General features: G+C 64.4%; 24 protein-coding genes. 10 read left to right on the forward strand and 14 right to left on the reverse strand.

Going from position 1 to position 23,785, the window contains the following annotated elements:
• Nucleotides 1-3: 3 nt before the first annotated feature.
• Both RI103_RS19115 and RI103_RS19120 read right to left on the reverse strand, forming a co-directional pair.
• Nucleotides 4-1,008, reverse strand: coding sequence for an arabinose ABC transporter substrate-binding protein (locus tag RI103_RS19115; RefSeq protein ID WP_310813445.1), 1,005 nt, complete (start codon nt 1,006-1,008; stop codon nt 4-6).
• 222 nt (nt 1,009-1,230) lie between these two features.
• Nucleotides 1,231-2,679 (reverse strand): aldehyde dehydrogenase family protein, encoded by a 1,449-nt coding sequence (locus RI103_RS19120; protein ID WP_310813446.1) that lies wholly within the window; start codon nt 2,677-2,679, stop codon nt 1,231-1,233.
• Between the two features lie 189 nt (nt 2,680-2,868).
• Here RI103_RS19120 and RI103_RS19125 point away from each other — a divergent pair, with 189 nt between their 5' ends.
• Nucleotides 2,869-3,846 (forward strand): LysR family transcriptional regulator, encoded by a 978-nt coding sequence (locus RI103_RS19125; RefSeq protein WP_310813447.1) that lies wholly within the window; start codon nt 2,869-2,871, stop codon nt 3,844-3,846.
• A gap of 142 nt (nt 3,847-3,988) precedes the next feature.
• The gene (locus RI103_RS19130; RefSeq protein ID WP_106303025.1) at nt 3,989-4,543 is read left to right on the forward strand and encodes a YaeQ family protein; all 555 of its coding nucleotides are present in this window, start codon (nt 3,989-3,991) and stop codon (nt 4,541-4,543) included.
• A gap of 21 nt (nt 4,544-4,564) precedes the next feature.
• Here RI103_RS19130 and RI103_RS19135 read toward each other — a convergent pair whose 3' ends face one another.
• Nucleotides 4,565-4,990 carry a VOC family protein gene (locus RI103_RS19135; protein WP_310813448.1) on the reverse strand — a complete coding sequence of 142 codons (426 nt, stop codon included), beginning with the start codon at nt 4,988-4,990 and terminating at the stop codon, nt 4,565-4,567.
• Between the two features lie 395 nt (nt 4,991-5,385).
• Between RI103_RS19135 and ada the strand changes: the two genes are divergently transcribed.
• The 5 genes from ada to RI103_RS19160 all read left to right on the forward strand — a co-directional run bounded on the left by ada (nt 5,386) and on the right by RI103_RS19160 (nt 10,198).
• The gene (gene ada, locus RI103_RS19140; protein ID WP_310813449.1) at nt 5,386-6,564 is read left to right on the forward strand and encodes a bifunctional DNA-binding transcriptional regulator/O6-methylguanine-DNA methyltransferase Ada; all 1,179 of its coding nucleotides are present in this window, start codon (nt 5,386-5,388) and stop codon (nt 6,562-6,564) included.
• Entirely contained in the window at nt 6,561-7,478 is a 918-nt protein-coding gene (locus RI103_RS19145; protein WP_310813450.1) for an AlkA N-terminal domain-containing protein, read from the forward strand. The genes ada and RI103_RS19145 overlap by 4 nt, the downstream gene beginning before the upstream one ends.
• 52 nt (nt 7,479-7,530) lie before the next feature.
• Nucleotides 7,531-7,659 (forward strand): hypothetical protein, encoded by a 129-nt coding sequence (locus tag RI103_RS19150; protein WP_310813451.1) that lies wholly within the window; start codon nt 7,531-7,533, stop codon nt 7,657-7,659.
• Nucleotides 7,660-7,865: 206 nt separating this feature from the next.
• The gene (gene gshA, locus RI103_RS19155) at nt 7,866-9,482 is read left to right on the forward strand and encodes a glutamate--cysteine ligase (protein ID WP_310813452.1); all 1,617 of its coding nucleotides are present in this window, start codon (nt 7,866-7,868) and stop codon (nt 9,480-9,482) included.
• 215 nt (nt 9,483-9,697) lie between these two features.
• Nucleotides 9,698-10,198: a hypothetical protein gene (locus RI103_RS19160; protein WP_310813453.1), complete on the forward strand. Its 501-nt coding sequence runs from the start codon at nt 9,698-9,700 to the stop codon at nt 10,196-10,198.
• A 76-nt stretch (nt 10,199-10,274) separates the two neighbouring features.
• Here RI103_RS19160 and RI103_RS19165 read toward each other — a convergent pair whose 3' ends face one another.
• Together RI103_RS19165 and RI103_RS19170 are read right to left on the reverse strand one after the other, a co-directional pair.
• A complete protein-coding gene (locus RI103_RS19165; protein WP_310813454.1) occupies nt 10,275-11,837 on the reverse strand; it encodes a DHA2 family efflux MFS transporter permease subunit in 1,563 nt (520 codons plus the stop codon).
• A 135-nt stretch (nt 11,838-11,972) separates the two neighbouring features.
• Nucleotides 11,973-12,515, reverse strand: coding sequence for a MarR family transcriptional regulator (locus tag RI103_RS19170; RefSeq protein ID WP_310813455.1), 543 nt, complete (start codon nt 12,513-12,515; stop codon nt 11,973-11,975).
• Between the two features lie 252 nt (nt 12,516-12,767).
• On the opposite strand from RI103_RS19170, the gene RI103_RS19175 reads away from it, so the two are divergent.
• Nucleotides 12,768-13,139, forward strand: a complete 372-nt coding sequence (locus RI103_RS19175; protein WP_310813456.1) for a hypothetical protein — start codon at nt 12,768-12,770, stop codon at nt 13,137-13,139.
• 189 nt (nt 13,140-13,328) lie between these two features.
• Nucleotides 13,329-14,894 (forward strand): efflux transporter outer membrane subunit, encoded by a 1,566-nt coding sequence (locus RI103_RS19180; RefSeq protein ID WP_310813457.1) that lies wholly within the window; start codon nt 13,329-13,331, stop codon nt 14,892-14,894.
• Nucleotides 14,895-15,103: 209 nt separating this feature from the next.
• Here RI103_RS19180 and RI103_RS19185 read toward each other — a convergent pair whose 3' ends face one another.
• The 8 genes from RI103_RS19185 to gspG all read right to left on the reverse strand — a co-directional run bounded on the left by RI103_RS19185 (nt 15,104) and on the right by gspG (nt 21,840).
• The gene (locus RI103_RS19185) at nt 15,104-15,883 is read right to left on the reverse strand and encodes a type II secretion system protein N (RefSeq protein ID WP_310813458.1); all 780 of its coding nucleotides are present in this window, start codon (nt 15,881-15,883) and stop codon (nt 15,104-15,106) included.
• 34 nt (nt 15,884-15,917) lie between these two features.
• Nucleotides 15,918-16,421, reverse strand: a complete 504-nt coding sequence (locus tag RI103_RS19190; protein WP_310813459.1) for a type II secretion system protein M — start codon at nt 16,419-16,421, stop codon at nt 15,918-15,920.
• The gene (gene gspL, locus RI103_RS19195) at nt 16,418-17,848 is read right to left on the reverse strand and encodes a type II secretion system protein GspL (protein ID WP_310813460.1); all 1,431 of its coding nucleotides are present in this window, start codon (nt 17,846-17,848) and stop codon (nt 16,418-16,420) included. Before gspL ends, RI103_RS19190 begins: the two co-directional genes overlap by 4 nt.
• Before the next feature lie 28 nt (nt 17,849-17,876).
• On the reverse strand, nt 17,877-19,160 hold the full coding sequence (gene gspK / locus RI103_RS19200) for a type II secretion system minor pseudopilin GspK (RefSeq protein WP_310813461.1): 1,284 nt from the start codon (nt 19,158-19,160) through the stop codon (nt 17,877-17,879).
• 457 nt (nt 19,161-19,617) lie between these two features.
• Entirely contained in the window at nt 19,618-20,295 is a 678-nt protein-coding gene (locus RI103_RS19205) for a prepilin-type N-terminal cleavage/methylation domain-containing protein (protein ID WP_310813462.1), read from the reverse strand.
• On the reverse strand, nt 20,273-20,689 hold the full coding sequence (gene gspI, locus RI103_RS19210; protein WP_310813463.1) for a type II secretion system minor pseudopilin GspI: 417 nt from the start codon (nt 20,687-20,689) through the stop codon (nt 20,273-20,275). Before gspI ends, RI103_RS19205 begins: the two co-directional genes overlap by 23 nt.
• A 1-nt stretch (nt 20,690) precedes the next feature.
• A complete protein-coding gene (locus RI103_RS19215; protein WP_409076958.1) occupies nt 20,691-21,245 on the reverse strand; it encodes a GspH/FimT family pseudopilin in 555 nt (184 codons plus the stop codon).
• 130 nt (nt 21,246-21,375) lie between these two features.
• Nucleotides 21,376-21,840: a type II secretion system major pseudopilin GspG gene (gene gspG, locus RI103_RS19220; protein WP_310813464.1), complete on the reverse strand. Its 465-nt coding sequence runs from the start codon at nt 21,838-21,840 to the stop codon at nt 21,376-21,378.
• A 235-nt stretch (nt 21,841-22,075) separates the two neighbouring features.
• Here gspG and RI103_RS19225 point away from each other — a divergent pair, with 235 nt between their 5' ends.
• Nucleotides 22,076-22,489, forward strand: a complete 414-nt coding sequence (locus tag RI103_RS19225; protein ID WP_310813465.1) for a hypothetical protein — start codon at nt 22,076-22,078, stop codon at nt 22,487-22,489.
• Between the two features lie 74 nt (nt 22,490-22,563).
• Here RI103_RS19225 and gspF read toward each other — a convergent pair whose 3' ends face one another.
• Nucleotides 22,564-23,781, reverse strand: coding sequence for a type II secretion system inner membrane protein GspF (gene gspF, locus RI103_RS19230; RefSeq protein ID WP_310813466.1), 1,218 nt, complete (start codon nt 23,779-23,781; stop codon nt 22,564-22,566).
• Nucleotides 23,782-23,785: the final 4 nt, after the last annotated feature.

The following is a 23,785-nucleotide window of genomic DNA, read 5'->3' on the forward strand; positions in this document are numbered from 1 at the left end:
CGCTTAAATACCGAGTTCTTTACGCACGTCCTGCCAGTTGCCGCGCACCATCAGCTTGCCGGTGGTCTGCGTATCGGCGGGCGGCTGCTTGCCGTCCTTGATCCACTCGACGAGGTTCTCCGTGCTTTCCTTGCCGTGCATCGTCGAGCTCACGGCGATCGTGCCGTAGAAGCCCGTCGGTTCCTTCTTCTGGAATTCGGCGAAGGCTTCGCCCGCGCCGTTGATGCCGACGCCGATCACGTCCGCCGCCGGAATGTGCAATTGCTCGGTCGCGCGAACGCCGCCCAGCACGCTTTCCTCGTTGAGCGCGAAGATCACCCACTTCTTGATGTTCGGATGTTGCGCAAGCACCGGCGACGACGCGTTGAAACCGCCTTCGTCATCGGTCGTCTTTTGCGGGGCGTCGAAGATGTTTTCCTTTTTGAAGCCGCCGGCGATGAGCGATTGCGTCGCGCCGTCGGTGCGCAGTTTCGCGGTCGGCAATTCGTAGTTCGTGATGCGCAGCGCGCCGACTTCTTCCGGCTTCCAGCCCCGGCGTTTCATTTCTTCCGAGATCGCGGTGCCGACCTGATTGCCGATCTTGAATGCGGACATGCCCAGATGCGGCACGTTCGGCAGCGGCTTGCCGGTGGAGTCGACCAGTTGATCGTCGACGGTGACGAACTTCATGTTGTAGCGCTTCGCCCGCGCCTGGATAGCCGGTCCGAGGCGCACGTCCGGTGCGCAGATCACGAAGCCTTTGGCGCCTTGTGCGCCGAGGTTGTCGATTGCGGCCAGCACTTTTTCACCGTCCGGCGTGCCGATGTTCACCACCGAGAAGCCGTCCTTCTGGCCGAGCGCGCTCGCGGCTTTCTGTTCGTTGATGAACCATGCCTGTTCCGGCATCTTCACGAGGAAGCCGACCTTGAGCGGCTGATCCGCGTGCGCGGAGAGTTGCGCGGCAAAAGGCGCGGCGAGGGCGGCGGCCGCCATCGCGGATAGCGTCAAACGGCGAAGCTTGCTGGTCATATCTGTCTCCTGAGGTTGAAAAGCTGCATTGATTTCGTTTGATTGCAGCGGGTGATGCACGCTGCCGTCAGCCGGGACGTGGATAAGCGTCGGGGTGCGCGGCTCGATGGCCGTGCGGACGAACGGCAAAGCGCGCGGCGCGGCGAGCGTTCGGACATGCGGCGTCGCATGCGGCGCGACGAGCAGCCAGACGGGCGATGGCGTGTGCGAGTTTCATCGCGATCAACCCGCCACATAAGCCGTTTTCACGGCCGTCCAGAAGGCCGCATCCGTGGCGCCGTAGGCTGACGCCTTCCGGCCGCCGCCGGGCGCGTGATGCTCGACGGCGGTAGTCGGCAGATTGATCGTGACGAGGCCGCTGTGCACATGACGGCGAAAATGCCGCGCGCGATTGAGCGAGCGCGTGCAGATGCCGGCGCACAGACCGTATGCCGTGTCGTTCGCGAGATGCAGCGCGTGGTCGTAGTCGTCCGCACGCAGCACCACGGCGAGCGGACCGAAGATTTCCTCTCGCGCGATCCGGTGTTCGGATTCGCCAATGAAGAGCGCCGGTTCGAAAAAGTAGCCGCGCGTCGCGCGCTCCAGTTGCCGGCCGCCGTATAGCAATTGCGCGCCTTCCTGCTGACCGATGCGCACATAGTCGAGATTGCGCTCCAACTGCGCGGCGTTCGCCACGGGACCCATGTCCGTGCCGTGCTTCAACGCGTGATCGATCGAGAGTCTGGCGAGCTTCGCCTGCAATGCGTCCACGAACGGCTCGAACACCGCGCGTTCGACGATCAGCCGAGCCGCCGCGCTGCTGCGTTGGCCCGTCGAGCCATAGGCGCCGCTCAAGGCGGCCTCGACGGCGCCGTCGAGATCGGCGTCCGCCAGCACCACGAACGGATTCTTGCCGCCCATCTCCAGTTGCACGCGTGCCTGGCGAGCGGCGGCGGACTGCAGCACGCGCGTGCCGGATTCCGCCGAGCCGGTGAAGCTGATCGCCGCCGTCAGCGGATGCGCGACGATCCGCGCGCCGACCTGCCGGCCGCTGCCCATCACAAGATTGAACACGCCCGCGGGCAAACCGGCGCGGCTGATGATCGAGGCCAGCGCCGCCGCGCAAGCCGGCACCGATTCGGCCGGCTTGAAAACGACGCAGTTGCCGTGGGCGAGCGCGGCGCCGATCCTGGCTGCGGCAAGCGCCAGCGGCGCACTCCACGGCGAGATGATGCCGACCACGCCAAGCGGTTCACGCGTCACGTCGATCTCGACACCAGCGCGCGCGGATGCGACGGGCTCGGCGCAGACCTGCAAGGCTTCTGCCGCGCACAGTTTGAAGATCTGCCCGGCACGGGTCGCTTCAGCTAAGGCCTCGGGCAGCGTCTTGCCGACTTCACGCGCGAGCAGCCGGCCGAGTTCGTCGCGGCGCGCGAGCACCTCGCTGCCGATCGCATCGAGCGCATCCGCGCGGCGCTGCGCCGAACCCAGTGACCACTCGGGGAAGGCCGCGTGCGCCGCTTCGATGGCCATATCGGTCTGCCGCACGTCGGCTCGCACATATTCGCCGACGGGATCGTCCAGGTCCGATGGATTGAGCGAAACGCCCGTGGTCGCGCCCGTCTCCCATCCGCCATTGATGTAGTGGCGAAACGGACTGGCGACGAGAGGGACGAGCGGATCGCGGTTCATCGAGGGAAAGGCGCCACGTGAGGAAGCTCAGAAAGTCCACGAATGGTATGAGCCGTCCCAATAACTTTCCAATCCCTTTTTAGGCCATCCCAATATCAGTTTCGGTATGGCATGATGAACCTTGCCTTGGAAGAATTCGCGGTTCGTGGCGTCGAGCCGCTTCATCAGAACACAGGCGGGAGACAGACCATGACGCGTAGCTACTCGAACTGGTTCGTGCGGGCGCGGCTCAAGACGCGGCAGTTGCTGCTGCTCGCGGCAATGGAAGAGGAGGGCAACGTCCGGCGGGCCGCCGACGTGCTCGGCATGACCCAGCCCGCGGCGTCGCGGCTGTTGAAGGAACTCGAGGACATGCTGGAGGTGAGCCTGTTCGACCGCACGCCGCATGGCATGCACGCCACGTTGTACGGCGAGGTCATGATCCGTCATGCGCGCATGGTGCTGTCGAATCTAAGCCACGCGCATGACGAAATCTCGGCACTGCGCGCCGGTCTGGCCGGCCAGGTGCGGATCGGCGTGATCGCGGCGGCCGCCGCGACCATGGTGCCGCGCGCGATCGCCAGCGTGAAAGAACGCTATCCGCAACTGCAAATCTGGGCAGAGGTCGAAACGTCGGATGTGATGCTGCCGCGGCTGGCGGAAGGCGAATTGGACATCATGATCGGCCGCGTACTGGAGCGGCAAAACCAGTTCAAGACCGAAGTCCGCTACGAACCGCTCGCTGATGAGCCGCTTTGCGTAGTGGCGCGTCCCGGCCATCATCTCGAAAATGAGACGGGACTGACACTGCGAGGAATCGTCAACGCGAGTTGGGTTTTGCATCCGCCGGGCAGCGTTTTGCGCCATCGCTTCGATCTGATGTTTTCGCAAATCGGGCTGAATCCGCCGCAAAACGTGGTGAATACCAACAATTTTCTGGCGATTTCGAGCTTGCTGCTCCAAAGCGACATGTTGGCGGTTTTACCCGACGAAGTGGCGCGTCAATACCAACAGTATGGCGTTCTGAAGCGAGTACCGATCGATTTACCGTGCAGGATGGATACATTCGGTATCATCACGCGCCAGTCGCACCTGCTTTCGCCGGCGGCCTCAGTCGTGCTCGAGGCCTTGCGGGAAGCCGCTGGCGAGGTCTACGGCACCGCTTTCGAACCGGCAGTGGCGCGATAAATGCTTCTCCCGTGGCAATAGCAGCCGGCTGGCGGCGCGGGAGGAACAAAAGATGTACAACAAACACGGAAAACGGCAACGCGCCGTCGACGATTCTTTTTCAGTTCGCTCCGGTGGAGCGAGCGCCTGGTTTAGCAACGGCATGGCTCTCAAATCGACGATTTACAAGGCGGAACTGCAGATCGCCAACATGGACCGGCACTACTACGCCGACCATTCGCTGACGATCGCCCGCCATCCCTCGGAAACCGACGAACGGATGATGGTCCGCGTCGCCGCGTTCGCGCTGTTCGCGCAGGAACGCCTCGAATTCTGCAAAGGTTTGTCGGATGTGGACGAACCGGATCTGTGGGAGAAGGATCTGACCGGCGCGATCGAAACCTGGATCGAAGTCGGCCAGCCGGATGAACGGCGCATCGCCAAGGCGAGCGGTCGCTCGAACGAAGTGATCGTGATCGCCTATGGCGGCCGCGCGTCGGACATCTGGTGGCAGGGCGTGCGCAACAAGGTGGAACGCATGCGCAACGTGACCGTGTGGACGCTCGGTGAAGACGTCGCCACTGCTCTCGGCTCGCTGGCGGAACGGACCATGCGGCTGCAATGCACCGTGCAGGACGGCGAAGCATGGCTCGGCAGCGCCGAAGCCGATGCGGTGAAAATCGAATGGACAGTGTTGAAGGCACCCGCCAACGCGTGATGCTTCGCAGGCTCTCAGAGCTTATAGCGACGTCACGCGCGCCGCTTCCGGCGGCCCCTTGAGTTCGACCATGTTGCCTTCCGGGTCGAATAGATACAGCGACTGTCCGTAGCCGTCCGCGCCGTAGCGCAGACCGAGTTCACCCAGCCGCACGCCGTGTTCGGCCAGATGCGCCTTAAGCGCTTGAGCGTCGAACGGATCGATGCGCAAACACACGTGATCCATATTCCGCCCCGTGCCCGGCACGCCGTTTTCGGCATGGTCGAGTCGGCCGCCGACCTGCAACAGGTCGATCAACGAGTGTCCCGCGCGCAGCTGTGTCAGACCCAGATCGCGCTGCTCCTTTTCGACGCTGCAGCCGAGCACGTCGCAATAGAAACGCGCCATGACTTCAACGTTCGTCGCCCGAATGACAACGTGATCGATCTCGCGAATGTGGATTTTCATGTGGAATGCCCCTTGGCTGGCTCGCAGAACGGGTGAATTGCCAGTGTAGAAGAAAGGGCGACGCTTGCGAGCGCGGGCCGTGAAAGCCGTCTTGAGGGACGGATCAGGATCGTATGGACGAAAAAAAGCCCGCTCTATGTGGAGCGGGCTGAATCCATATCAGGAGGAGACATGGAGGAGACAAGTACTAATATACACATGCACCTGGTGCGGCGCAATAACTTTTTAAGGGAAAACCCGATATCGTGCCAAATTGTCGCAGTTTTCCGCAAAACAGACGCCTGGCGGGGCTTCGGGCCTACGAAGAAGCGCAATGACAGAGCAAGAACCGGGGCGTAGTGTGTCGGCATGCGGCCTACATTGGTGAGCATCGACACCGTCTCCTCGGGACCATCATGAACCGCGAACCTACCGATATCGCCTCCGGCGCCACCAACTGGACTTCCGACGACGCACGCTGGGAAGCCGTCACGCACCGCGAATCGCAAGCCGACGGCGCGTTCTTCTACGGCGTCAAAACGACCGGCGTGTTCTGCCGTCCGTCGTGCGCGTCGCGCCTGCCGCGCCGTGAGAACGTCGCATTCTTCACCGATGCCGCCGCCGCGCGCGCCGCGGGCTTTCGCGATTGCAAGCGTTGCCAGCCCGGCGGTCTGCCGCGCGAGCTGGAAATCGTCAATCGCGCGTGCGCCGCGCTGGACGCCGATCCCCAGGAGCGGCTCACGCTCGCGCAATTGAGCGACGCCGTGCACGTCAGCCCGTTCCATCTGCAGCGTCTGTTCAAGCGCGTGGTGGGCGTGTCGCCGCGTCAGTACCAGGCCGCGCAGCGGGGCGCCGCGTTGCGCGACGCGCTCCAGAGCGGCTCGGACGTCACCCGCGCCACGCTTGACGCGGGTTTCGGCTCGCCGTCGCGGATGTACGACAGCGCGTCGGCCGAACTGGGCATGGCGCCGTCTGCGTATCGCCGCAAGGGCGCCGGGCTCACCGTTCGCTATGCCAGCGCGCCGACGCCGCTCGGCTACGTGCTGGTCGCGGCGACGGAGAAGGGCATCTGCAAGATCGGTTTCGGCGACGACGCCGCCATGCTCGCCGACGACCTGCGCGGCGAATTCGCCAACGCCGACCTGTTGGAAGATAGCGAACACCTGGCGCCGTTCATCGCACAGATCGACGCCTATTTGCGCGGCACCCGTCAGGACTTCGACCTACCGCTGGACATCGCCGCGACGGCATTCCGGCAGCGTGTGTGGGACGCGTTGCGGCGCATTCCATACGGCGAGACGCGCAGCTATTCGCAGATCGCCGAAACGGTCGGCGCGCCCCGCGCCGTGCGCGCGGTAGCCAGCGCGTGCGCGACGAACCCGGTGGCACTGGCGATTCCTTGCCATCGCGTGGTGGCAAAGGGCGGAGCGTTGGCGGGCTATCGCTGGGGTTTGCCGCGCAAGGCCGCGCTGCTCGACAACGAGGCGCAGCACGTCGGCGACTTTTCGCGCGGCAAGGCCGAACGCAACAAGCGCCCACTTGCGGACGCCGACGTCGCCATCGAAACCACCACCAAACTGGACCACGCCGCGTGAGCACGCTTGACGAAGTCGCTACCCTTGAATTGCCGTTCAAACCACCCTTCGACTGGCCACGTCTGCTGCGTTTCTTCGGCGGACGCGCGACGCCCGGCGTCGAAGCGGTGGAAGACGGCGCGTACCGTCGCGCAATCGATTGGGCCGGCGACAGCGGCACGCTCAGCGTGCGTCTGCATCCGCGCAAGCGCTGCCTTGTCGCCAGCATCGAAGGGCCTGTAAGCGTTCACGCCGACACGCTCGCTGCGCCGATTGCGAAGATGTTCGACCTGCACGCCGATCCGAAAAAGATCGGCGCCGAACTCGCCGCTGACCCATGGCTCGCGCCGCTGGTCGAAGCCGTGCCCGGCTTGCGCGTGCCGGGCGCGTGGTCGGGCTTCGAGCTGGTGGTGCGCGCAATCGTCGGACAGCAGGTCAGCGTGAAGGCGGCGACCACCATCATTGGAAGACTCGTGCAGCGCGCCGGCGAGCGCATCGAGGGGCATCCGCATGAGAACACCGCGTGGCGTTTTCCGACGCCGGCCGCGCTGGCCGCCGTCGATCTCGCGCAGATCGGCATGCCGGGTAAGCGTGTAGCGGCATTGCAGGGCTTCGCGCATGCGGTCGCCATTGGCGACGTGCCGCTCGACAGCCACACGGCCGACGCCGACAGCCTGCGGGCCGCGCTGCTCGCGCTGCCGGGCATCGGCCCGTGGACCGTCGAGTATGTCGCGATGCGCGCGTGGCGCGACGCCGACGCGTGGCCCGCATGGGACCTCGTGCTCATGCAGTCGATCTGCGCGCGCGATCCGTCGCTCGTGCGGCCCACGCAGCAACGCACTCGCACCGACACGTGGCGGCCGTGGCGCGCGTACGCGGCGATGCATCTGTGGAATGAAGTAGCGGACCGCGCCGGCGCCGCGCGTGGTGGCTGAAACGGCGCGTCGCCGATGGTGACTGAAGCATCGCGCGGTTTGGGAATAACAAATGCGGATCGCGCGCGTGGCGCGTGGCGCGTGGCGCGTGGCGCGTGGCGCGTGGCGCGTGGCGCGTGGCGCGTGGCGCGTGGCGCGTGGCGCGTGGCGCGTGGCGCGTGGCGCGTGGCGAATAGAATGATGCGGCGCAGACCCGACCGACTGGCGGAAAAAGCGGCTAAATTGGCCCAAAAGAGAAGCGGCCCGGAGTGCTCCGATGACCCGCCGAAGCGGCCTCAAGCAGCCGTTCCGGCGAGATGTTAAAGTGCCCGCTACTGAAAATTCCGCCGAACGTTGTCAACCGCAGTGCTGCGGCACATGGCGGCCGACAACGCCCGACTCGCATCAATGCCAAACACGACACCTTCCCGCACGACCGACGCGTTCTCGCGCCGCCTGTCCGTGCTGACCTCAGGCCCGCAGCGCGACGCGCTGATTCACGGCCTGCGCGGCATCGAAAAGGAAAGCCTGCGCGTCACGCACGAGGGCAAGCTCGCCTTGACGCCGCATTCGCGCGCGCTCGGTTCGGCGCTCACGCATCCGTCGCTCACCACGGACTATTCCGAAGCGCTGCTCGAACTGATCACGCCGGCTGAGCACGACGTCGCGGCGTCGCTCGAGAAGCTCGACACGCTCCACCGTTTTGTCTACGCGGAACTCGGCGACGAGATCCTGTGGAACAACTCCATGCCCGGCCTGCTGCCCGATACCGACGACGGCATTCCGATCGCGCACTACGGCAGTTCGAACATCGGCAAACTGAAGTACGTGTACCGCATCGGCCTCGCGCTTCGGTACGGCCGCACGATGCAGTGCATTGCGGGTATCCACTACAACTATTCGCTGAACGAAGAAGTGTGGCGACTGCTGCATGCCGACCAGCAATCCACCGCGAGCGCCGTCGACTTCCAGTCCGAGCGCTATCTCGCACTGATCCGCAATTTCCGCCGTACGAACTGGCTGCTGATGTATCTGTTCGGCGCCTCGCCGGCGCTGGATCGTCGTTTCCTCCGCGATAGCAAACACTCGCTCGACTCGCTCGACGCCGACACGCTCTATCGTCCATACGCGACCAGCCTGCGCATGAGCGACCTCGGCTATTCGAACACCACGGCGCAAGCCGCGCTGCACGCCGATTACGACACGCTGCCGGGCTACCTCGACGCGCTCGCGAAAGCCGTGAGCCAGCCGTATCCCGCGTACGAGGCGATCGGCACGCAGCGCGACGGCGAGTGGGTGCAGATCAACACGAACGTGCTGCAGATCGAAAATGAGTTCTACTCGACGATCCGCCCGAAGCGTGTCACGTATCCGGGCGAGCGTCCGCTGCATGCGCTGGCCGCGCGCGGCGTGCAATACGTGGAAGTGCGGTGCATGGACATCGATCCCTTCGAGCCGACCGGTATCTCGCTCGAGACGTCGCGTTTTCTCGACGCCTACCTGCTGGTCTGCGCGCTCGACGACAGCGCGCTGTTGCCGCCGGACGCTTATGCCGAAGCCAACCAGAACTTCGGCCGCGTCACGATGGAAGGGCGCAAGCCGGGCCTCGAGCTGACGCGCGACGGTCGCCCGATTGCGATGACGGACTGGGCGAACGAACTGCTCGTCAAGATCGACGCGGCCGCGGCCACGCTTGACACGTTGCATGGCGGCGACGCGCATGCACGCGCTGTCGCGGTTCAGCGCGCGAAGCTGGCGGATACATCGCTGACGCCGTCGGCGCGCGTGCTGCAGACCATGCGCGAGAAGCAGCAGAGCTTCCTCGCCTTCGGTCTCGAACAAAGCGAAGCGCACGCCGCGTATTTCCGCGCGCGTCCGCTGGATGCGGAGCAGAACAAGGCATTCACCGATCTCGCCGCGCAATCGCTCGCTGAGCAGGCCAAACTCGAGCAGGAAGAAGTCGGTTCGTTCGACGCGTTCGTCGCCGCGTATCGGGCGTACACGTTGAACCGGTTCAGCGTCTGAATGACGCGCTTGCGGGTAAGGTGAGAAAAGAGCGGCCAGCATGGCCGCTTTTTTTATTCCTCGCAGGTAACGTCTACGCACTGCGCGACCGAGTCTCGAACGCCATCGGCAAATTCTCCGCGCGCTATGACGATTCTCTGATCCAGATGAAACACCGTACCGACGCCGTGGTCCAAACTCATACGACGCGCACCACAGAGGGAGGATTCAACGTGATGAAAGAAAGTCTGTTGGCCATGCTGTGCGTAGCGGCGGCGGGATGTTCGACGCAAGGGCAGGTCGATCCGGACGTCATGCAGATCGCGACCACACCGCTGACGTGTTCGAACAAAGCGGAATGCGATGTCTGGTGGCAACGGGCGCAAACTTGGGTGGCGGGCCATACGACGTACAAGATCGATGCCTCGACCGACACATTGATCCAGACTGCCGGCCCGGATGGCGGCAAGCGCGCGTTGGCATATCAGATTACGCGCGCCGCGAATCCTGACGGCACCGCAACGATCGGCTTCGCGGCCCATTGCGACGGCTCGATGGGTTGCAAGCCGAACCCATGGGAAGCCGGCGCCGACTTCAAGCAATACGTGCGAGGCACTGCGGCCGGTGCTCCACAGGGCGGCGCCAAACCCCCGCAGGCTGCGCCTACGACCCTGCATCCCGATGCTTTACAGGGGCAATCGATCCCGGCGGCGAATGGCGAAGCCGTCACGCAATAGAGGCTGAAGGCGCGCGCGAAGAGTCGAAGGAAAAATGTCGTTTCGGCGCGCGTCCGCCTGAAGGCATCGTCGAACTTCAATGGCCCATTGAAGGACCCACGCCCTTGCGCGGCTTGGTGATCCAGACCAGTACCGCGAGCACGAGAAACGCCGCGCAGGAAATGCGGAAGAAATCGTTGGTGGCCATCATATAAGCCTGCGCCGTCACCACCTGATTCAACTGTGCGGTAATGCCGTCGCCGGATAGGCCGATACCGGCCAGCGCATTGGTATAAGCATTGGTGTTCGCGGCGTAGACATTGACCGAGTCGGTCAGCATCGCGTGATGGTAGATCGTGTCGTTTTCCCAGTACGTCGTACTGATCGCCGTGCCGATCGCGCCGGACAAGGTCCGGAAAAAATTGGACAGTCCGGAAGCACTCGCCAGCCGCTCGTCCGGCACGCTGGAGAGCGTAATGGTGGTCATCGGCACGAAGAAGCAGGCAACGCCGATGCCTTGCACGAGCCGTGGCCAGATCACGTGATTGAATGGCACGTCCAGCGTAAAGGTGGAGTTCCAGAACGAGACGAACGCGAACACGATGAACGCAAAACTCGCCACCACGCGCAGGTTCAGCCGGTGCATGTTCTTGCCGATCAACGGCGACAAAAACAGCGCGAGCAGACCGACGGGCGCGGTCGCCAGACCAGCCAGCCCGGCGGTGTAGCCCATCACGGTTTGCAGCCAGAGCGGGAAGATCACCACCGAGCCGAAGAAGGCCATGAAGCCGAACGAGACGATCACCACGCCGAGCGCGAAGTTACGATCCTTGAAGAGCGAGAGATCGACCACCGGCTCTTTCTCGGTCATCTCCCACACCAGCATGAAGGCGAGCGACACCACCGCGATCACCGCGAGCGTCACGATAAAGGTCGAATTGAACCAGTCGCGATCCTTGCCGAGGTCGAGCACCATCTGCAGGCATGACACGCCGATCACGAGCAGCGTGAGGCCGACCGCGTCGATGCGCTGTTTCGTGGTCTTCGTCTCACGGCCACGCAGCAGCAGGAACGCGCACACCGCCGAGAACAGACCGATCGGCACGTTGATGTAGAAGATCCACGGCCATGTGTAGTTGTCGGTGATGTAGCCGCCCATCACGGGCCCGAAGATGGGCGCGCAGATCACCGTCATCGCCCACAGGCCCAGCGCGAGTCCGCGCTTTTCCGGCGGATACGAGCGCATCAGAATGGTCTGCGAGAGCGGGACCATCGGCCCGGAAACGAGCCCCTGCACCAGCCGGAACGCGATCAGCGACTCGAAGTTATGCGCGAAGCCGCACAGCGCCGAGGCGATCGTGAAGAGCAGCACGGACAGCGTGAACAGCTTCACTTCGCCGACGCGCCGCGCGAGCCAGCCCGTCAGCGGCACCGCGATCGCCGAGGCGACCGAATACGACGAGATCACCCAGGTGCCCTGGCTGGTCGCCACGCCGAGGCTCCCGGAAATGGTCGGCACCGCGACGTTCGCAATCGACGTGTCGAGCACTTCCATGAACGTGCCGAGTGCGAGCCCGACCGTCAGCAAGGCCAACGCGCCGCCTTTGAGCGGGGCGGGTTCGGCGGCGGGTAGGGCAGCGGCGGAAGCGGTGGCGTTCATAATCCTTCTCCTCAGTCTGGAAAGCTTGTCGCGACAGCTTTATCGCCCGGTCAAAATGGCGTGCTTACATGCCAGATCACTCTCTGCCCAGGCAAATATTCCCAAACAATGACGCTCTGGGAAAGCGCGTCTTGGTTAGTCCTCGCCGTGTTCCCGCGGCGATATTTCGGGTGATTCGTCCAGCGATTCCTGTTGCGGCCCCAATCCGCATCCCGCGCTTGCACCCGCGTCGATGCCATTCGCGATGAAACGGCTGAGCAGGTCGATCAGCATGGCGTGGTCGGCGGCCGAAAACCCGCGCAACTGCTCGTTCAGCACCGCCGCGCCTAGCGCTGGCAGTTGCCGGGCAGCGTCGTGACCTTGCGGCGTCAACTCCAGCTTCACCATCCGGCGGTCAGTCTCACTGCGCGAGCGCGCGATAAAGCCTTTCTTTTCAAGGCGATCGAGCAGACGCGTCATCGATCCGCTGTCATACGACATGGCGCGTGACAGTTCGAACGGCGTGCTCGCGCGTCGCGACGACAGCATCAGGATCACGCCGATCTGCTGCGTGGTCAGTCCTAATGGTTTGACCGCACGGTCCGTCCGCTCGACCAGCACATTTCGAGCTTTCGTCAGGTAGTAGCCAAGACTCGATTCCAGGTGAATCTCGTCTGCCTTGTAGGGGCCGTCAGTCATGGTGTATCCGGGAACGTCTCAAGCAGAACGGATTTTAGCTGCCTAAGCAGACAAGTCAAAATTTGATTTCGCGTAGCGCAAACGGCAGAAAAACAACACGGCCGACTCTCGCGGGGAAAGTATCTTGAAATTTAATTGCATAGTCAATATTATTGCAGGCAACGAGTTACGCGCGATCCGCGCCACCCGAGACCATGTTCTGACCGATTGTCTGCACGCCGCGAGCGCGACGTGCCAAAAGGATTTCCCCAAATGCTGTACCTCAAAAACACGCTTGGCGGCCTGAGCCGCTCTCTGACCGATTCCGCACTCAGCACCTTTCAGGGGCCGCACCGCTGGTGGAAACTCGCATTGTTCGCCGTGCTGTTCGTGTTGCCTGGCGGATCGGTCGGCGTGGCGGTGCTGGCGTGGTTCGAGCATCGGCGGGGACAGAAAGGCGTCAAGGCGGCGAAAGTGCAACTGGTAGCGGCGCCGGTGCCTACGGTGAACGCCGCTGTCGTTCCTACCGGCGCGGAAAAGCATGCAAGCCCCGCCGGCGCCTGCCAGGCGCGCGGCGATGCGCCGTGCCGGGCGGCCGCCGGCAAGCTGGCCCGCCAGGCCAAGTCGACGGAATCACGGGTTTAACGGCCAGGCCCGTAACGGCGCGTAACCTTCGCGACACCCTCAGTAACACACCTGCTTCCTTCCTCGAATTACCCTTTCAGTTTCCCGCGCCCAGCGGGCCCATACGCTAACATTCCGGCAGACCAAGATCTCGCCCGGCCGGCGGTGCCGCCATCGGCCGCGCCGCGGCGTCCAGAAGGAATTCATTGCATGCAGTCTGATCGAATCTCGCGCGCGCGGACGCTTGCGCCTCGCGCCTTGACCATTGCTGTGGCTGCGGCCCTTGCAAGCCTGCTGGCCGCTTGCGCGGTCGGCCCGGATTATAAGCGGCCCGCCGCCGAGATCCCGGCGTCGTACAAGGAAGCCGCGCCCGGCTGGAAAGTCGCTCAACCGGCCGATCAGCAGGATCGCGGCGACTGGTGGAGCATTTACGAAGATCCACAGCTTAACGCGCTCGAAGAGCGGCTGAACACCGCGAACCAGACCGTCGCCCAGTTCGCTGCCGCCTACCGGCAGGCGCGCGCGCTGGTCGGTGAGGCGCGTGCGGCGTATTTCCCGACCATTGGCGCGTCGGCCGGCGCATCGCGTTCCGGCAACGGGTCGTTCTCCGGCGGCAACTCGACCACTGCGTCGAGCCGATCCGGCATCAGCAACAGCTTCAACGTACAGCTCGACGCAAGCTGGGAGCCGGATCTGTGGGGTTCGGTCACGCGCTCGGTGAATGCGCAGAAAGCCGGCCAGCAAAGCGCCGCAGCGGACCTCGCCAACGCGCGGCTGTCGGCGCAGGCCACGCTCGCCCAGACCTACTTCGCGCTGCGCGCGCTCGATTCGACCCAGAAGCTGCTTGACGACACGGTCGCGGCCTACCAGCGTTCGCTGCAACTCACGCAGAACCAGTACGCAGCCGGCGTTGCCGCGCGCTCCGACGTGATCCAGGCGCAAACGCAATTGCAATCGGCGCAGGCTGCCGCGATCGACAACGGCGTGCAGCGTGCCCAGGACGAGCACGCGATCGCCGTACTGGTCGGCGAACCGGCCTCGACCTTCTCGATCCCGCCGATGCCGCTCACCGCCACGCCGCCCGCCGTGCCGGCGCAGATGCCGTCCGCGCTGCTCGAGCGGCGTCCGGATATCGCCTCGGCGGAACGCAAGGCCGCGGCGGCGAACGAACAGATTGGCGTCGCCATCGCCGCGTTCTTCCCGTCGCTGACGCTGTCGGCCTCCGGCGGCTTCGAAAATTCGGTGTTCTCGCAGTTGCTGACCGCGCCGTCGCGCTTCTGGACGCTCGGCCCGCAACTCGCCGCGACGCTCTTCGACGCCGGCCTGCGCCAGGCCCAGACCGACGCCGCGCGCGCGGCTTATGACGGCAATGTCGCGACCTACCGTCAAACGGTGCTGGCCGCGTTCCAGGACGTCGAGGACAACCTCGCGTCGCAGCGCATTCTCGAACAGGAAATCGTCGTGCAGCGGCAAGCGGTGGATTCGGCGCGTCAGGCACTGGCCATTGTCACGAACGAGTACAAGGCCGGCACGGTTGGTTACGTCAACGTGCTGACGGCGCAAACCACCGCCTTCACGGCCGAGCAGAAGCTGGAGAGCATCGCCGGGCAGCGGATGGTGTCGTCGGTGGGCCTGGTGAAGGCACTGGGGGGGGGCTGGGACACGTCGCAGATGAATCGCGAAACAGGCGACGTGGCGGCGCCGTCGCCGGCGTCATCTGCGGCGCCTGTCGCGCAAAGCGGAACGACCTCGCCGACGCAAATGCACACCGATTAAAAGCGCTGGCCGTCGAGGCAAAGCAAAAGAGGCATGGCCGCATTTCACGGCCATGCCTCTTTTTTTACGCGTCGATGCTTCAGCGCCACAACGGCTTCAGCCGCCCCGCGAGGTTATCGCGATCCTACGCCGCTGCGCTGGCCGCCTCATGCAACGAATGTCGACGCCCCGGCTCAACCAGCCTGCGCCGTAGCGCCAGACAGCGCGCCTCAGTGCGCGAATGTCAACGCCACCGTGTTCGGCCCGCTCGGCCGCCCCAACAGGTTCAGCAATCCCGCGAGGTTATCGCGAGCCTCCGGCGCGGCGCTGGCCGTCCCATGAAATGACGTCGACGCAGCCGAGACCGTGCCGTTGCCGGTCAGCATCAGCGGGCCCTTGATCGTCGTCAGATCGAGCGTGGACGACTCGCCCTGGGCCTGAAACAGCACCCGGTACGAGCCGAGCGGCTTGACCAGCGAGACACGCGAACTGACGTCGGTGAGCGTGACGGTGAGTTGCCCGAACGCCTCCCGATTGAAGCTGCGCCAGTCCGACCAGGACAGTTGCACATTGCCTTGCAGATCGAGCGTGTTAAAAGGCGCACCGAGGCCGCTCAGCAGCGAAGCCGGCACGGAGATCGCGCCCGGCGTAACGGTGGCGGTGCGCGGTGTGGCATCGACGGTGATCGGTTCCGGCATCGCTTCGCTGTGCCGCATGATCATGCGCACGCGCCCGGTAAACAGCGGCCAGAATGCCGTGTGCCATTCGATCCGGCCGGGCAGCAACGTCGCCGCGCTCATGTCGGAGCCGGCGGCCAGCATCAGCGTGCCCGAGCCGTGCCACAGCGAACCGGCCGGATTGACGAGATTGACGTGGCCGCTCGTCTGTTTGGCGAACTGCGGCGTGATCCAGGCGGCCGGCAGCATCGCCAGCATGACGATCGCGGCGGACAGCACCGCGACCACCAGCCAGGGCAGCGCGACGCGCGAGCGCCGCATCCAGTAATTCATGCGAGATCCTGTGACGGGGTGGTCGCGGTTATTGTCATTTCACCGTGGACGGCTGCAACGACGCCGTCAGGTCCACCTGGCCGTCTTCCTTGAGCGCCGTGGCATGCGCTTCCGAGACTTGCACCTTGAACTGCTTGCGCACGTCGTCGACCCAGTTCGTCCACGCCGGGAACGACGCGTTTTTCAACTGGATCTGGACCGCGTTGCCGATCACCTGAACCTGCGTCGCGGCGAGTCCGTGATCGTTGAGCGAAGCAGTGAGGGCGTCCTTCAGCGCGGCGCCGGTCGGCGCGACGCCTTGAGCCGCCGCCGACAATTGGCGCGCTTCGTTCGCTTGCGCGGTCATCTGCGCCAACTGGCGCTGCATGGCGGGCAGCGATTCATGCAGATGCGAACGGCCTTCCTGCGCCGGCGCCCACAGCACCGACCACGCGATCACCACGGCGAGGACGCCGCCGCCCCACGTCAGCAGGGCTTTTTCGCGCTCGGTGCGCTGGTCCCAGAATCCGGCCCATGTTTGAGCGAGTTCAGCTTTCATTGTCCGTTCCTGATGGTCCACCTGCCGGTATTGCTGTCGATCGCGCCGCTCAGGCCATTACGGGCGAGGCGTTTCGCGAAATCGGGATCGAGCTTGACCTCCGGCTTGAAGTTCACGTCGAGCCGCCGGTCGTGATAATCGAGCGCGGCAATGCCGTTGACCGGCACCGGCGCCAGCGAGCGCGCGAGGCCGTCGGCGAGCACCAGAAAGTCGTCCGGCGACAGTTCGCCCGCCGCGACGCGCAACTGCTGCAACTGGCGCGCCATCTGGTCGGGCGCGTCGAGCACGACGGTCGTCTTGGGGAAGGTATTGAGCAGCAGTTCGGTCATCTGCGTGTTGATTGCGTCGCGTTGGCGCGCGAGCAGCAGCCACTGCACGTTCGCGCCGATGATCGCGATCACCAGCGCACCGACCGCGAGCAACACCGGCAGACGCAGACGCCGCAGCGTCGCGCGGTCGAGCCGCCACGGCTGCGAGGCGAACTCGAATTGACACAGGTCGAAGCGGCACTCCAGCGCGCGCCGGGCGAGCTGCTCGAACGGCAACGGACTGGCGCCGTGAATGTGCGCTGCCAGCCGTGCCGGGCTATTTGCGGCGAGGCTCGGCTCGTTGCCGGGCACTTCGGTGAGCATGTGCAGCGAGACCGGCGCGGCCCCGGCGAGCGCGCCAAGCGTCGCGTTCACGGCGTTGGCCGGCACGGCCAGGCCTTCGCCTTGCACGCCGCGTGCGATCGCCAGTTCGACGCGCGGCACGCTTCTGTCGCCCGCGCTGTCCACGACGACGCCTTCGAGCAGCATGGCAGGCGCGGTCTGCACCACGGCGCCGAGCACGGCGGCCACCATCGGCACCGTGGCAGCGGCGCCGGGCGCCAGCACCGGCGCGATGCCCGGCAGCGACGTCGCCACGCCGGCCGCGCCCGCCATGGCCGGCTCACCGGCGTTCACTGTTTCCGCGACTTCGGCGGGCACATCGACATCGAGCGCGGCCGCCTGCGGGAGGCAACGCGTGACCGGCACCGCGCGCAAGCTGCGATGACCGGCGTTGGAAAACGATTCGCAGATAAAACGGAACCAGCCGCGGTCGATGATCGCCAGCAGCTGCCGCCCGCCCGCGAGCGGTTTCGGATCGACCGCAATGTGACAGGTCTGCGGGTCCTGGATCAGTTGATCCTCGACGATATTGGGCAACGCCTGACGCAGCCGCGGGCCGCGCAGCGGCGGCAGCGTGGCGGGCATCATCAGCAGGTCGCGCGCGGCGACCATCAGCACCGTGGTGGAGGCGCGCGGCAGCAGCGCGAGCGCTGACCGGCCGGCGCGCTGGGCGCGGCCCGACTTGTCGAGCAGCACGAACGGCAGCTCCGGCAATTGCCATTCCTGCGATGGCACCGCCGGATCACGCGGCGGCAGTAGAACGATCAGCGTGCTCAAAGGCCACTCTCTCTGGGAAAGGCGTTATTCATAGTTGGTCTTCTACTCGCACGATACGCGTAGTGTGAGTCAATGCGTCGCGATAGACGAGGGTCGTGCGGTCCACCTCGGCGCGTTCGTGCTGCACGCGGCCGTGGATCAGGAAGTAACTCGAGTTGACGTCGAGTTCGCTCGGATCGATCGAGATCGATTGCACACCGGCGCCTTGCAACGCCAGTTGCACGTCGCCGACGTTATGGAAAAACACGGTCTGCCGCCGCGCCACGAAGGATTGCGCCGCCGACACACTCATTCCCGGGATGACCGCCGCAATCACTTCCGCGGAGGCCGTGTTGACGTTGACCGCCGAGACGGTCGGCAGCACCGTAACGAAGGGCCGCAAGCGCGCGACCATCTCGGGCGTATAGCCGGGGATATCGAGCAGCGAGTCGACACTGGTCATCTGGATCGGCGGGTTGTCCGAACTGTCGTCGCCGTCTTCGATACCGGGTTTGTCGGTGAAGCTGCCGCCGGTGGCGCCGCCCTGGATCTGCGGCGGGGTCGCGGTTGTGCCGTTCGTGGAGGTGATGGTCTGGAAACGGGTTGCCGATTGCACGAGGCTCGCGCGGACCTGGACTGCCGTGGCTTTTGCCAACTGGCCGCTTGCGCCAAGCGATATCAGTAGGCGCTGGTAGGCGCCGACCTGATTCATGTCCAGTTGCAACACGCCTGGTGCCGGGCTCTCGACCAGATTTCTCAGGTTGAATTTCGCCTGGGCGTCTTCGATTGAACCGGATAGATAGGTTGCCGCGCCTTGCTCGGCTCTGACTTCGCCGATCTGCCCGAGGAAATCGGATAAGCGTGTTTTGGCGATGGGGACGCCCCATAGGCCACCTAAGTAGGTGATGCCGGCGGAGGTGTCGCCTTCCGAGCGGAGGATCAGACGCGTCCAGTCCAGGGCGCCGCGTGCTACCCATTGGGCTTGGGAAAGGAGGCGCTGGTTTTCTATCCTTCGGATCTGGACCTGCTGGCGCCAGAGCATGCCTGAGACCAGGATCGCTGATAGTGCGACTACTAGTAGGGCGCTGATGATTGCTACGCCTTTTTGGGGTTTCTGGATTTTTTGTTTGTTGGCCTTTCCTTGAATTCTTGGTGGTCTATTAGCGTTGCCCCTGTGCGGGGCGGCACCTACTTTCTTTGCCGCGGCAAAGAAAGTAGGCAAAGAAAGCCGCTTCACACCGCCAATGCTAAGCAAGTCCCCCGCACAGCCACGGTAGTGGATCATCTGGAATCCGTCACCCCGCACATTCAACGCCCGTGACAAGGCCGTCATACCTCCCGCCTCGCACTCCGTGCGCGCCGGAAGGGTGGGGCTCAAGACCCATGACTTCGTTTGGGCGTGGTGGGGGCCGTCGGCTTCGCCTCGGCGAGATGCCGAAGCGGATTGGAGAGATGGCGAGGTATCGCCAGGCGCCAGATAGGACCGACGGTTGTCTTGCTTGCCGCTCGGCGCGCGCAGCGCCGCCGGAACGGATGACTGCCTGGTCACTGGCGTGTGCTGTGCGAGGGATCGTTCGTTGATCGCACCACTACTGTGGCTGCGCGAGGGACCCGCTTGTACGTTAGCGGTTTGAAGCCGCTTTCTTTGCTTACTTTCTTTGCGGCGGCAAAGAAAGTAAGTGCCGCCCCGCACAGGGGCAACGCTAATAGACCACCAAGAACTCAAGGAAAGGCCAACAAAAAAATCCCCCCCCCACCCCCGTCGGAACGACAAAAAAGAGAACCTCATTTCACTCTCCGACGAGAAAAACCCGAGTAACAGGCCGCGCGAGGGACGTCGCCCCCACACTCACCTGCAGCCCCGTCACAGACCGCGGCAGCGGCGCATTCCCAAGCTGGGGCACCTTAAGATTATTGTCCGCCTCGGTAATGGCACTCTGCACATCACTCATCTGCGTAGTCCACCCCACCTTAGGTACATAAACCTGCGCAGAAATAGACCCAACGCCGCCCATCAACGGCACTCCACTCCACCCCTCACCTTCACCGCCGTGCAGCGCCCCCTGCAATTCCTCGATAGTCCCGAGCGGCGGCGACGCATACCGGGTCACGCGTCCATCGGACACCCGATACCGCACCACCTGCAACCGCGGCGCGGCGCCAGGCAAGTTCATCTGCCGCACGATCTGCAACACGCTGCCGGACACCGACACAGCCGCCTGCCCAGCCTCGTCGTCGGATGCGGCCTGGCGCGCGTCGATCCGCATCTGGTCGAACAGCTGCGCGAAGACGCGCTCGTCTTCCATGGCGTTCGTGATGGTCTGCCGGCCGCGAATGATCTGGTCGAGCCCGCGCCACGACAGCACGGCAATCACCGCCAGAATTGCGATCGCCACCAGCAATTCGATCAGCGTGAAACCACGCGCGCCCGATCGGCGGCGGCGCTCAGAGCGAACGGTTGTTTTCATTCGCGACCACCGTCACCATCTGAGCCAGATTGCCGGACTCGCCGGGCATCGTCACCATCACTTCCACTCGACGAAACACCGGATTCGGCGTAGCCGTCACATGCTCCGTACAGATCAACTGCAAGTTGCCCTGCGAACAATCGAAACTCGTCGAACCGACGTTCGGCCAGGCATGCGTCAGATGCAATTGCGCCAACGTATTGTCCGCGCTCCAGCCCGCCAGCAAGCGGCGATGCAGATCGGCCTCGCCGCTCGCGAGACTCCCCACCGCGCGCAACGAGGCCGCCAGCGCCACCGCGATGATCGCCAGCGCCACCAGCACTTCGATCATCGTAAAACCACGCTGCGCGCCATGAACCGTTTCGCGAGCCGCCATGCTCCTGCAACGACGCATCTCAGTGCACCTCATAGCGGCCATTGCCGGTGCCGACGATCGTCGCGCTCCCGGCTGCCGAAAACAGCGTGATCTGCACGGACACGTCGATCGCCTCGGTGCCGAATACGATACGGCTGGGCTGTGCATCCGAACCTGGATAGCTGATGCTCACGCCGGTCACGCCGCCTTCCCAGCGACGCGGCCCAAGCAGATCGTCACGCAATGGACGCCAGCCGTCTTCGGTACGCAAGTCGAAACGAAAGCCGTCTTCGAGGGGTTGCCATGCAATCGGCCGCGCGCGCACCTGCGCTTCGTCACCGGCCGATTCGAACAGCAGCGCCAGACGCTGCGCTTCTTCGTTCAGATCGGTGCGCGGATTGCGTGTCATCGTCAACGCGGTCAAAGACACCAGCAAACCGACAATCACCAGCACCACCATCATTTCCAGCAGCGTGAAACCCGCCGCGCGTTTGCCGCCGACGCGCGTGCCCGCATCACCCGAGCGGCGCACGCCATGAAGGCGCGCGCCGGCCCACGCCGCGCGCGGCAACAAAGCCGCACGCGGCGTGTCCACACGGGACTTGCAAGGGGACAATCGGATAGTGCCGGCCACGAACGATCAACTCAAAATCAAACACTGCATCGACAGGAACGCGTGGGGTTCAATACCGCCGCGCGCATGAAAATCACCGACGCTCAAGCGCCTACTGCCACGAGCCGACGTCGGCGTCATTGCCTTCGCCGCCCGCCTTGCCGTCCGCGCCGTAGCTGAACACGTCGATCTCGCCGTGCACACCCGGATTCAGATACTGGTAGGCATTGCCCCACGGATCATTCGGCAGACGCTCGAGGTAGCCACCGTCTTTCCAGTTGTTCGGCACAGGGTCCGTGCTCGGCTTTTCGGTGAGCGAACGCAGGCCTTGCTCCTGCGTCGGATAGCGGCCGTTGTCGAGGCGGTAGAGCTTCAACGCCTGCATGACCGTGCCGATGTCCTGCTTGGCGGCGACACGGCGCGCTTCGTCGGGGCGGCTCATGATCTTCGGCACGATCAACGCGGCCAGAATGCCCAGAATCGCGATCACGACCATGATTTCGATCAGCGTGAAACCGCGTTGACGGCGGCTGCGCGGACCCGCGATGTCATGACGGCGAGTGGTCGACAGTTGCATAGCTTGCTACCTCTTTTCAGGTGAAATTTTTGACTGGCCGGGATTCGCGCTTCAGCGATCAGGGTGCCATTGAACACGCCCGGCCGGTCATTTTAATGTCATGCTGTTGAAGGGCCCTGCGAAAACGCCGGGCCGCTCCAAGTTTGCTCAGCCCCTCGCGGGCCCGGGGCGAAACGCCAGGTTAGAAGCGCTTCAGTCCCACGCAATTTTCACAATAGTCCGTACAATGATGCGCATGAACGCCATCCAAATCCGCCTTCTGTCGCTCGCACTGTTCGCCGTGTTCTGCGCGACCCTGACCTACTGGGTCATCACGCTCAGCACGATGTCCGGTGCGCCGTTGCCCGCCGCCGCCGCGCATGCGCAGATCTCGACCGACCAGGCTGCCACGCTGTTCGGCGGCCAGCTCACGCGCAACGCCAACCAGGACGTGCGACTGTTCGGCATCCTCGCTTTGCGGGAAGGCGCCGCGGCCATCGTCAGCGTGGGCGGCGAACCGCCGCATGCCGTGTCGCTCGGCAGCGCGCTGATGCAAGGCACCAAACTCTCCGAAGTCCGCGCCCGCTCGATCATCATCGACCGCAATGGCGCGCATTCCGAAGTGTTCCTGCCGGCCAACCCCGCGGGTCCGACGATCTACGTGCGCTAAAGCCAGCGCTTCGCTTCAACTGCATGCGCGGTGACCGCAACGGTCATCGCGCATGCAAGCCTCTCTCTCCGGCCTTACTGCACCAGGTTGTTCAATTCGATGATCGGCAGCATCACCGCCAGCACGATCACCAGCACCACGCCCCCCATCGCCAGAATCAGCAACGGCTCCAGCAGACTCGTCAGGAACATCGTGCGGCGTTCCAGCTCGCGCGCTTCGCCGTCGGCGGCGCGGTCGAGCATGGTGGTCACGTCGCCAGTCGCTTCGCCCGAACGGATCAGGTGAACCAGCACGGGCGGAAACGTCTTCGTATTGCCGAGCGCGCGTGACAGCGACGTGCCTTCGCGCACGCGCACGATCGCATCGTCGATGTTCTCGCGCATCGCGTTGTTGCTGAGCGTTTCGGCGGCGGCTTGCAGCGCGCGCAGAATCGGCACGCCCGCCGCGGTGAGAATGCCGAGCGTGCTGGCAAAGCGCACGGTGTTATAGCCGCGCACGAGGTTGCCGAGCAGCGGGGCAGTGAGCAGCCAACGGTCGAACGCGAGGCGCGGGCCGGGCTGCTTGAGAATCGAGCGCACCAGATACACCAGCACGGCCACGCCGATCAGCATCGCCCACCACCAGTGCCGCACGAACCCGGACAGCGCCATCATCATGATGGTGAGGAAGGGCAGTTGCTGCTTGGTGCTGGCGAATACGTTCACGACTTGCGGCACCACGTAGCTCAACAGAAACGTGACGATGCCGAAGGCGATCAGCGTGACGATAGCCGGGTACGTGAACGCGAGCACGATCTTCTGCTTCAGCGCGTTGCGTTGCTCGATGTAGTCGGCGAGCCGCGACAGCACAAGACCAAGTTTGCCGGTATGTTCGCCGGCCGCGACCAGCGCGCGGTAGATCTCGGGAAAGTCTTTCGGATGCTGCGTCAGCGCATTGGCCAGCGAATGACCGCCGAGCACTTCCGCACGAATCGACGCCATCAGTTCGCGAATGTAGTCGCGCTCCGATTGCTCGGTCAGCACGGCGAGCGCTTCGTCGAGCGGTAAGCCCGCAATCAGCAGACTGGCGAGCTGGCGCGTCAGGATGGCCTGCTCGCGTTGCGACAAACGCCGCCCCAGCGACAGCCGTTGATTGCGCTCGCCGCGCGTGCGCGAGGCCGCCGGTTCGACGACGAGCGGCGTCAGTCCCTGCGAACGCAGATTGGTGCGCGCGCCGCGCGCGCTGTCCGCGTCGAGCACGCCTTTTTGCGCCTTGCCCGCCGCGTCGATCGCTTCGAAACGAAATGCCGGCATGCGC

The organism is Paraburkholderia sp. FT54, from assembly GCF_031585635.1.
Lineage (GTDB): Bacteria > Pseudomonadota > Gammaproteobacteria > Burkholderiales > Burkholderiaceae > Paraburkholderia.

Coding starts and splice junctions, on each gene's coding strand:
- RI103_RS19115 (WP_310813445.1), bottom strand. CDS start 1,008: ATGACCAGCAAGCTTCGCCGTTTGACGCTATCCGCGATGGCGGCCGCC.
- RI103_RS19120 (WP_310813446.1), bottom strand. CDS start 2,679: ATGAACCGCGATCCGCTCGTCCCTCTCGTCGCCAGTCCGTTTCGCCAC.
- RI103_RS19125 (WP_310813447.1), top strand. CDS start 2,869: ATGACGCGTAGCTACTCGAACTGGTTCGTGCGGGCGCGGCTCAAGACG.
- RI103_RS19130 (WP_106303025.1), top strand. CDS start 3,989: ATGGCTCTCAAATCGACGATTTACAAGGCGGAACTGCAGATCGCCAAC.
- RI103_RS19135 (WP_310813448.1), bottom strand. CDS start 4,990: ATGAAAATCCACATTCGCGAGATCGATCACGTTGTCATTCGGGCGACG.
- ada (WP_310813449.1), top strand. CDS start 5,386: ATGAACCGCGAACCTACCGATATCGCCTCCGGCGCCACCAACTGGACT.
- RI103_RS19150 (WP_310813451.1), top strand. CDS start 7,531: ATGCGGATCGCGCGCGTGGCGCGTGGCGCGTGGCGCGTGGCGCGTGGC.
- gshA (WP_310813452.1), top strand. CDS start 7,866: ATGCCAAACACGACACCTTCCCGCACGACCGACGCGTTCTCGCGCCGC.
- RI103_RS19160 (WP_310813453.1), top strand. CDS start 9,698: ATGAAAGAAAGTCTGTTGGCCATGCTGTGCGTAGCGGCGGCGGGATGT.
- RI103_RS19165 (WP_310813454.1), bottom strand. CDS start 11,837: ATGAACGCCACCGCTTCCGCCGCTGCCCTACCCGCCGCCGAACCCGCC.
- RI103_RS19170 (WP_310813455.1), bottom strand. CDS start 12,515: ATGACTGACGGCCCCTACAAGGCAGACGAGATTCACCTGGAATCGAGT.
- RI103_RS19175 (WP_310813456.1), top strand. CDS start 12,768: ATGCTGTACCTCAAAAACACGCTTGGCGGCCTGAGCCGCTCTCTGACC.
- RI103_RS19180 (WP_310813457.1), top strand. CDS start 13,329: ATGCAGTCTGATCGAATCTCGCGCGCGCGGACGCTTGCGCCTCGCGCC.
- RI103_RS19185 (WP_310813458.1), bottom strand. CDS start 15,883: ATGAATTACTGGATGCGGCGCTCGCGCGTCGCGCTGCCCTGGCTGGTG.
- RI103_RS19190 (WP_310813459.1), bottom strand. CDS start 16,421: ATGAAAGCTGAACTCGCTCAAACATGGGCCGGATTCTGGGACCAGCGC.
- gspK (WP_310813461.1), bottom strand. CDS start 19,160: ATGACGGCCTTGTCACGGGCGTTGAATGTGCGGGGTGACGGATTCCAG.
- RI103_RS19205 (WP_310813462.1), bottom strand. CDS start 20,295: ATGAAAACAACCGTTCGCTCTGAGCGCCGCCGCCGATCGGGCGCGCGT.
- gspI (WP_310813463.1), bottom strand. CDS start 20,689: ATGCGTCGTTGCAGGAGCATGGCGGCTCGCGAAACGGTTCATGGCGCG.
- gspG (WP_310813464.1), bottom strand. CDS start 21,840: ATGCAACTGTCGACCACTCGCCGTCATGACATCGCGGGTCCGCGCAGC.
- RI103_RS19225 (WP_310813465.1), top strand. CDS start 22,076: ATGAACGCCATCCAAATCCGCCTTCTGTCGCTCGCACTGTTCGCCGTG.
- gspF (WP_310813466.1), bottom strand. CDS start 23,781: ATGCCGGCATTTCGTTTCGAAGCGATCGACGCGGCGGGCAAGGCGCAA.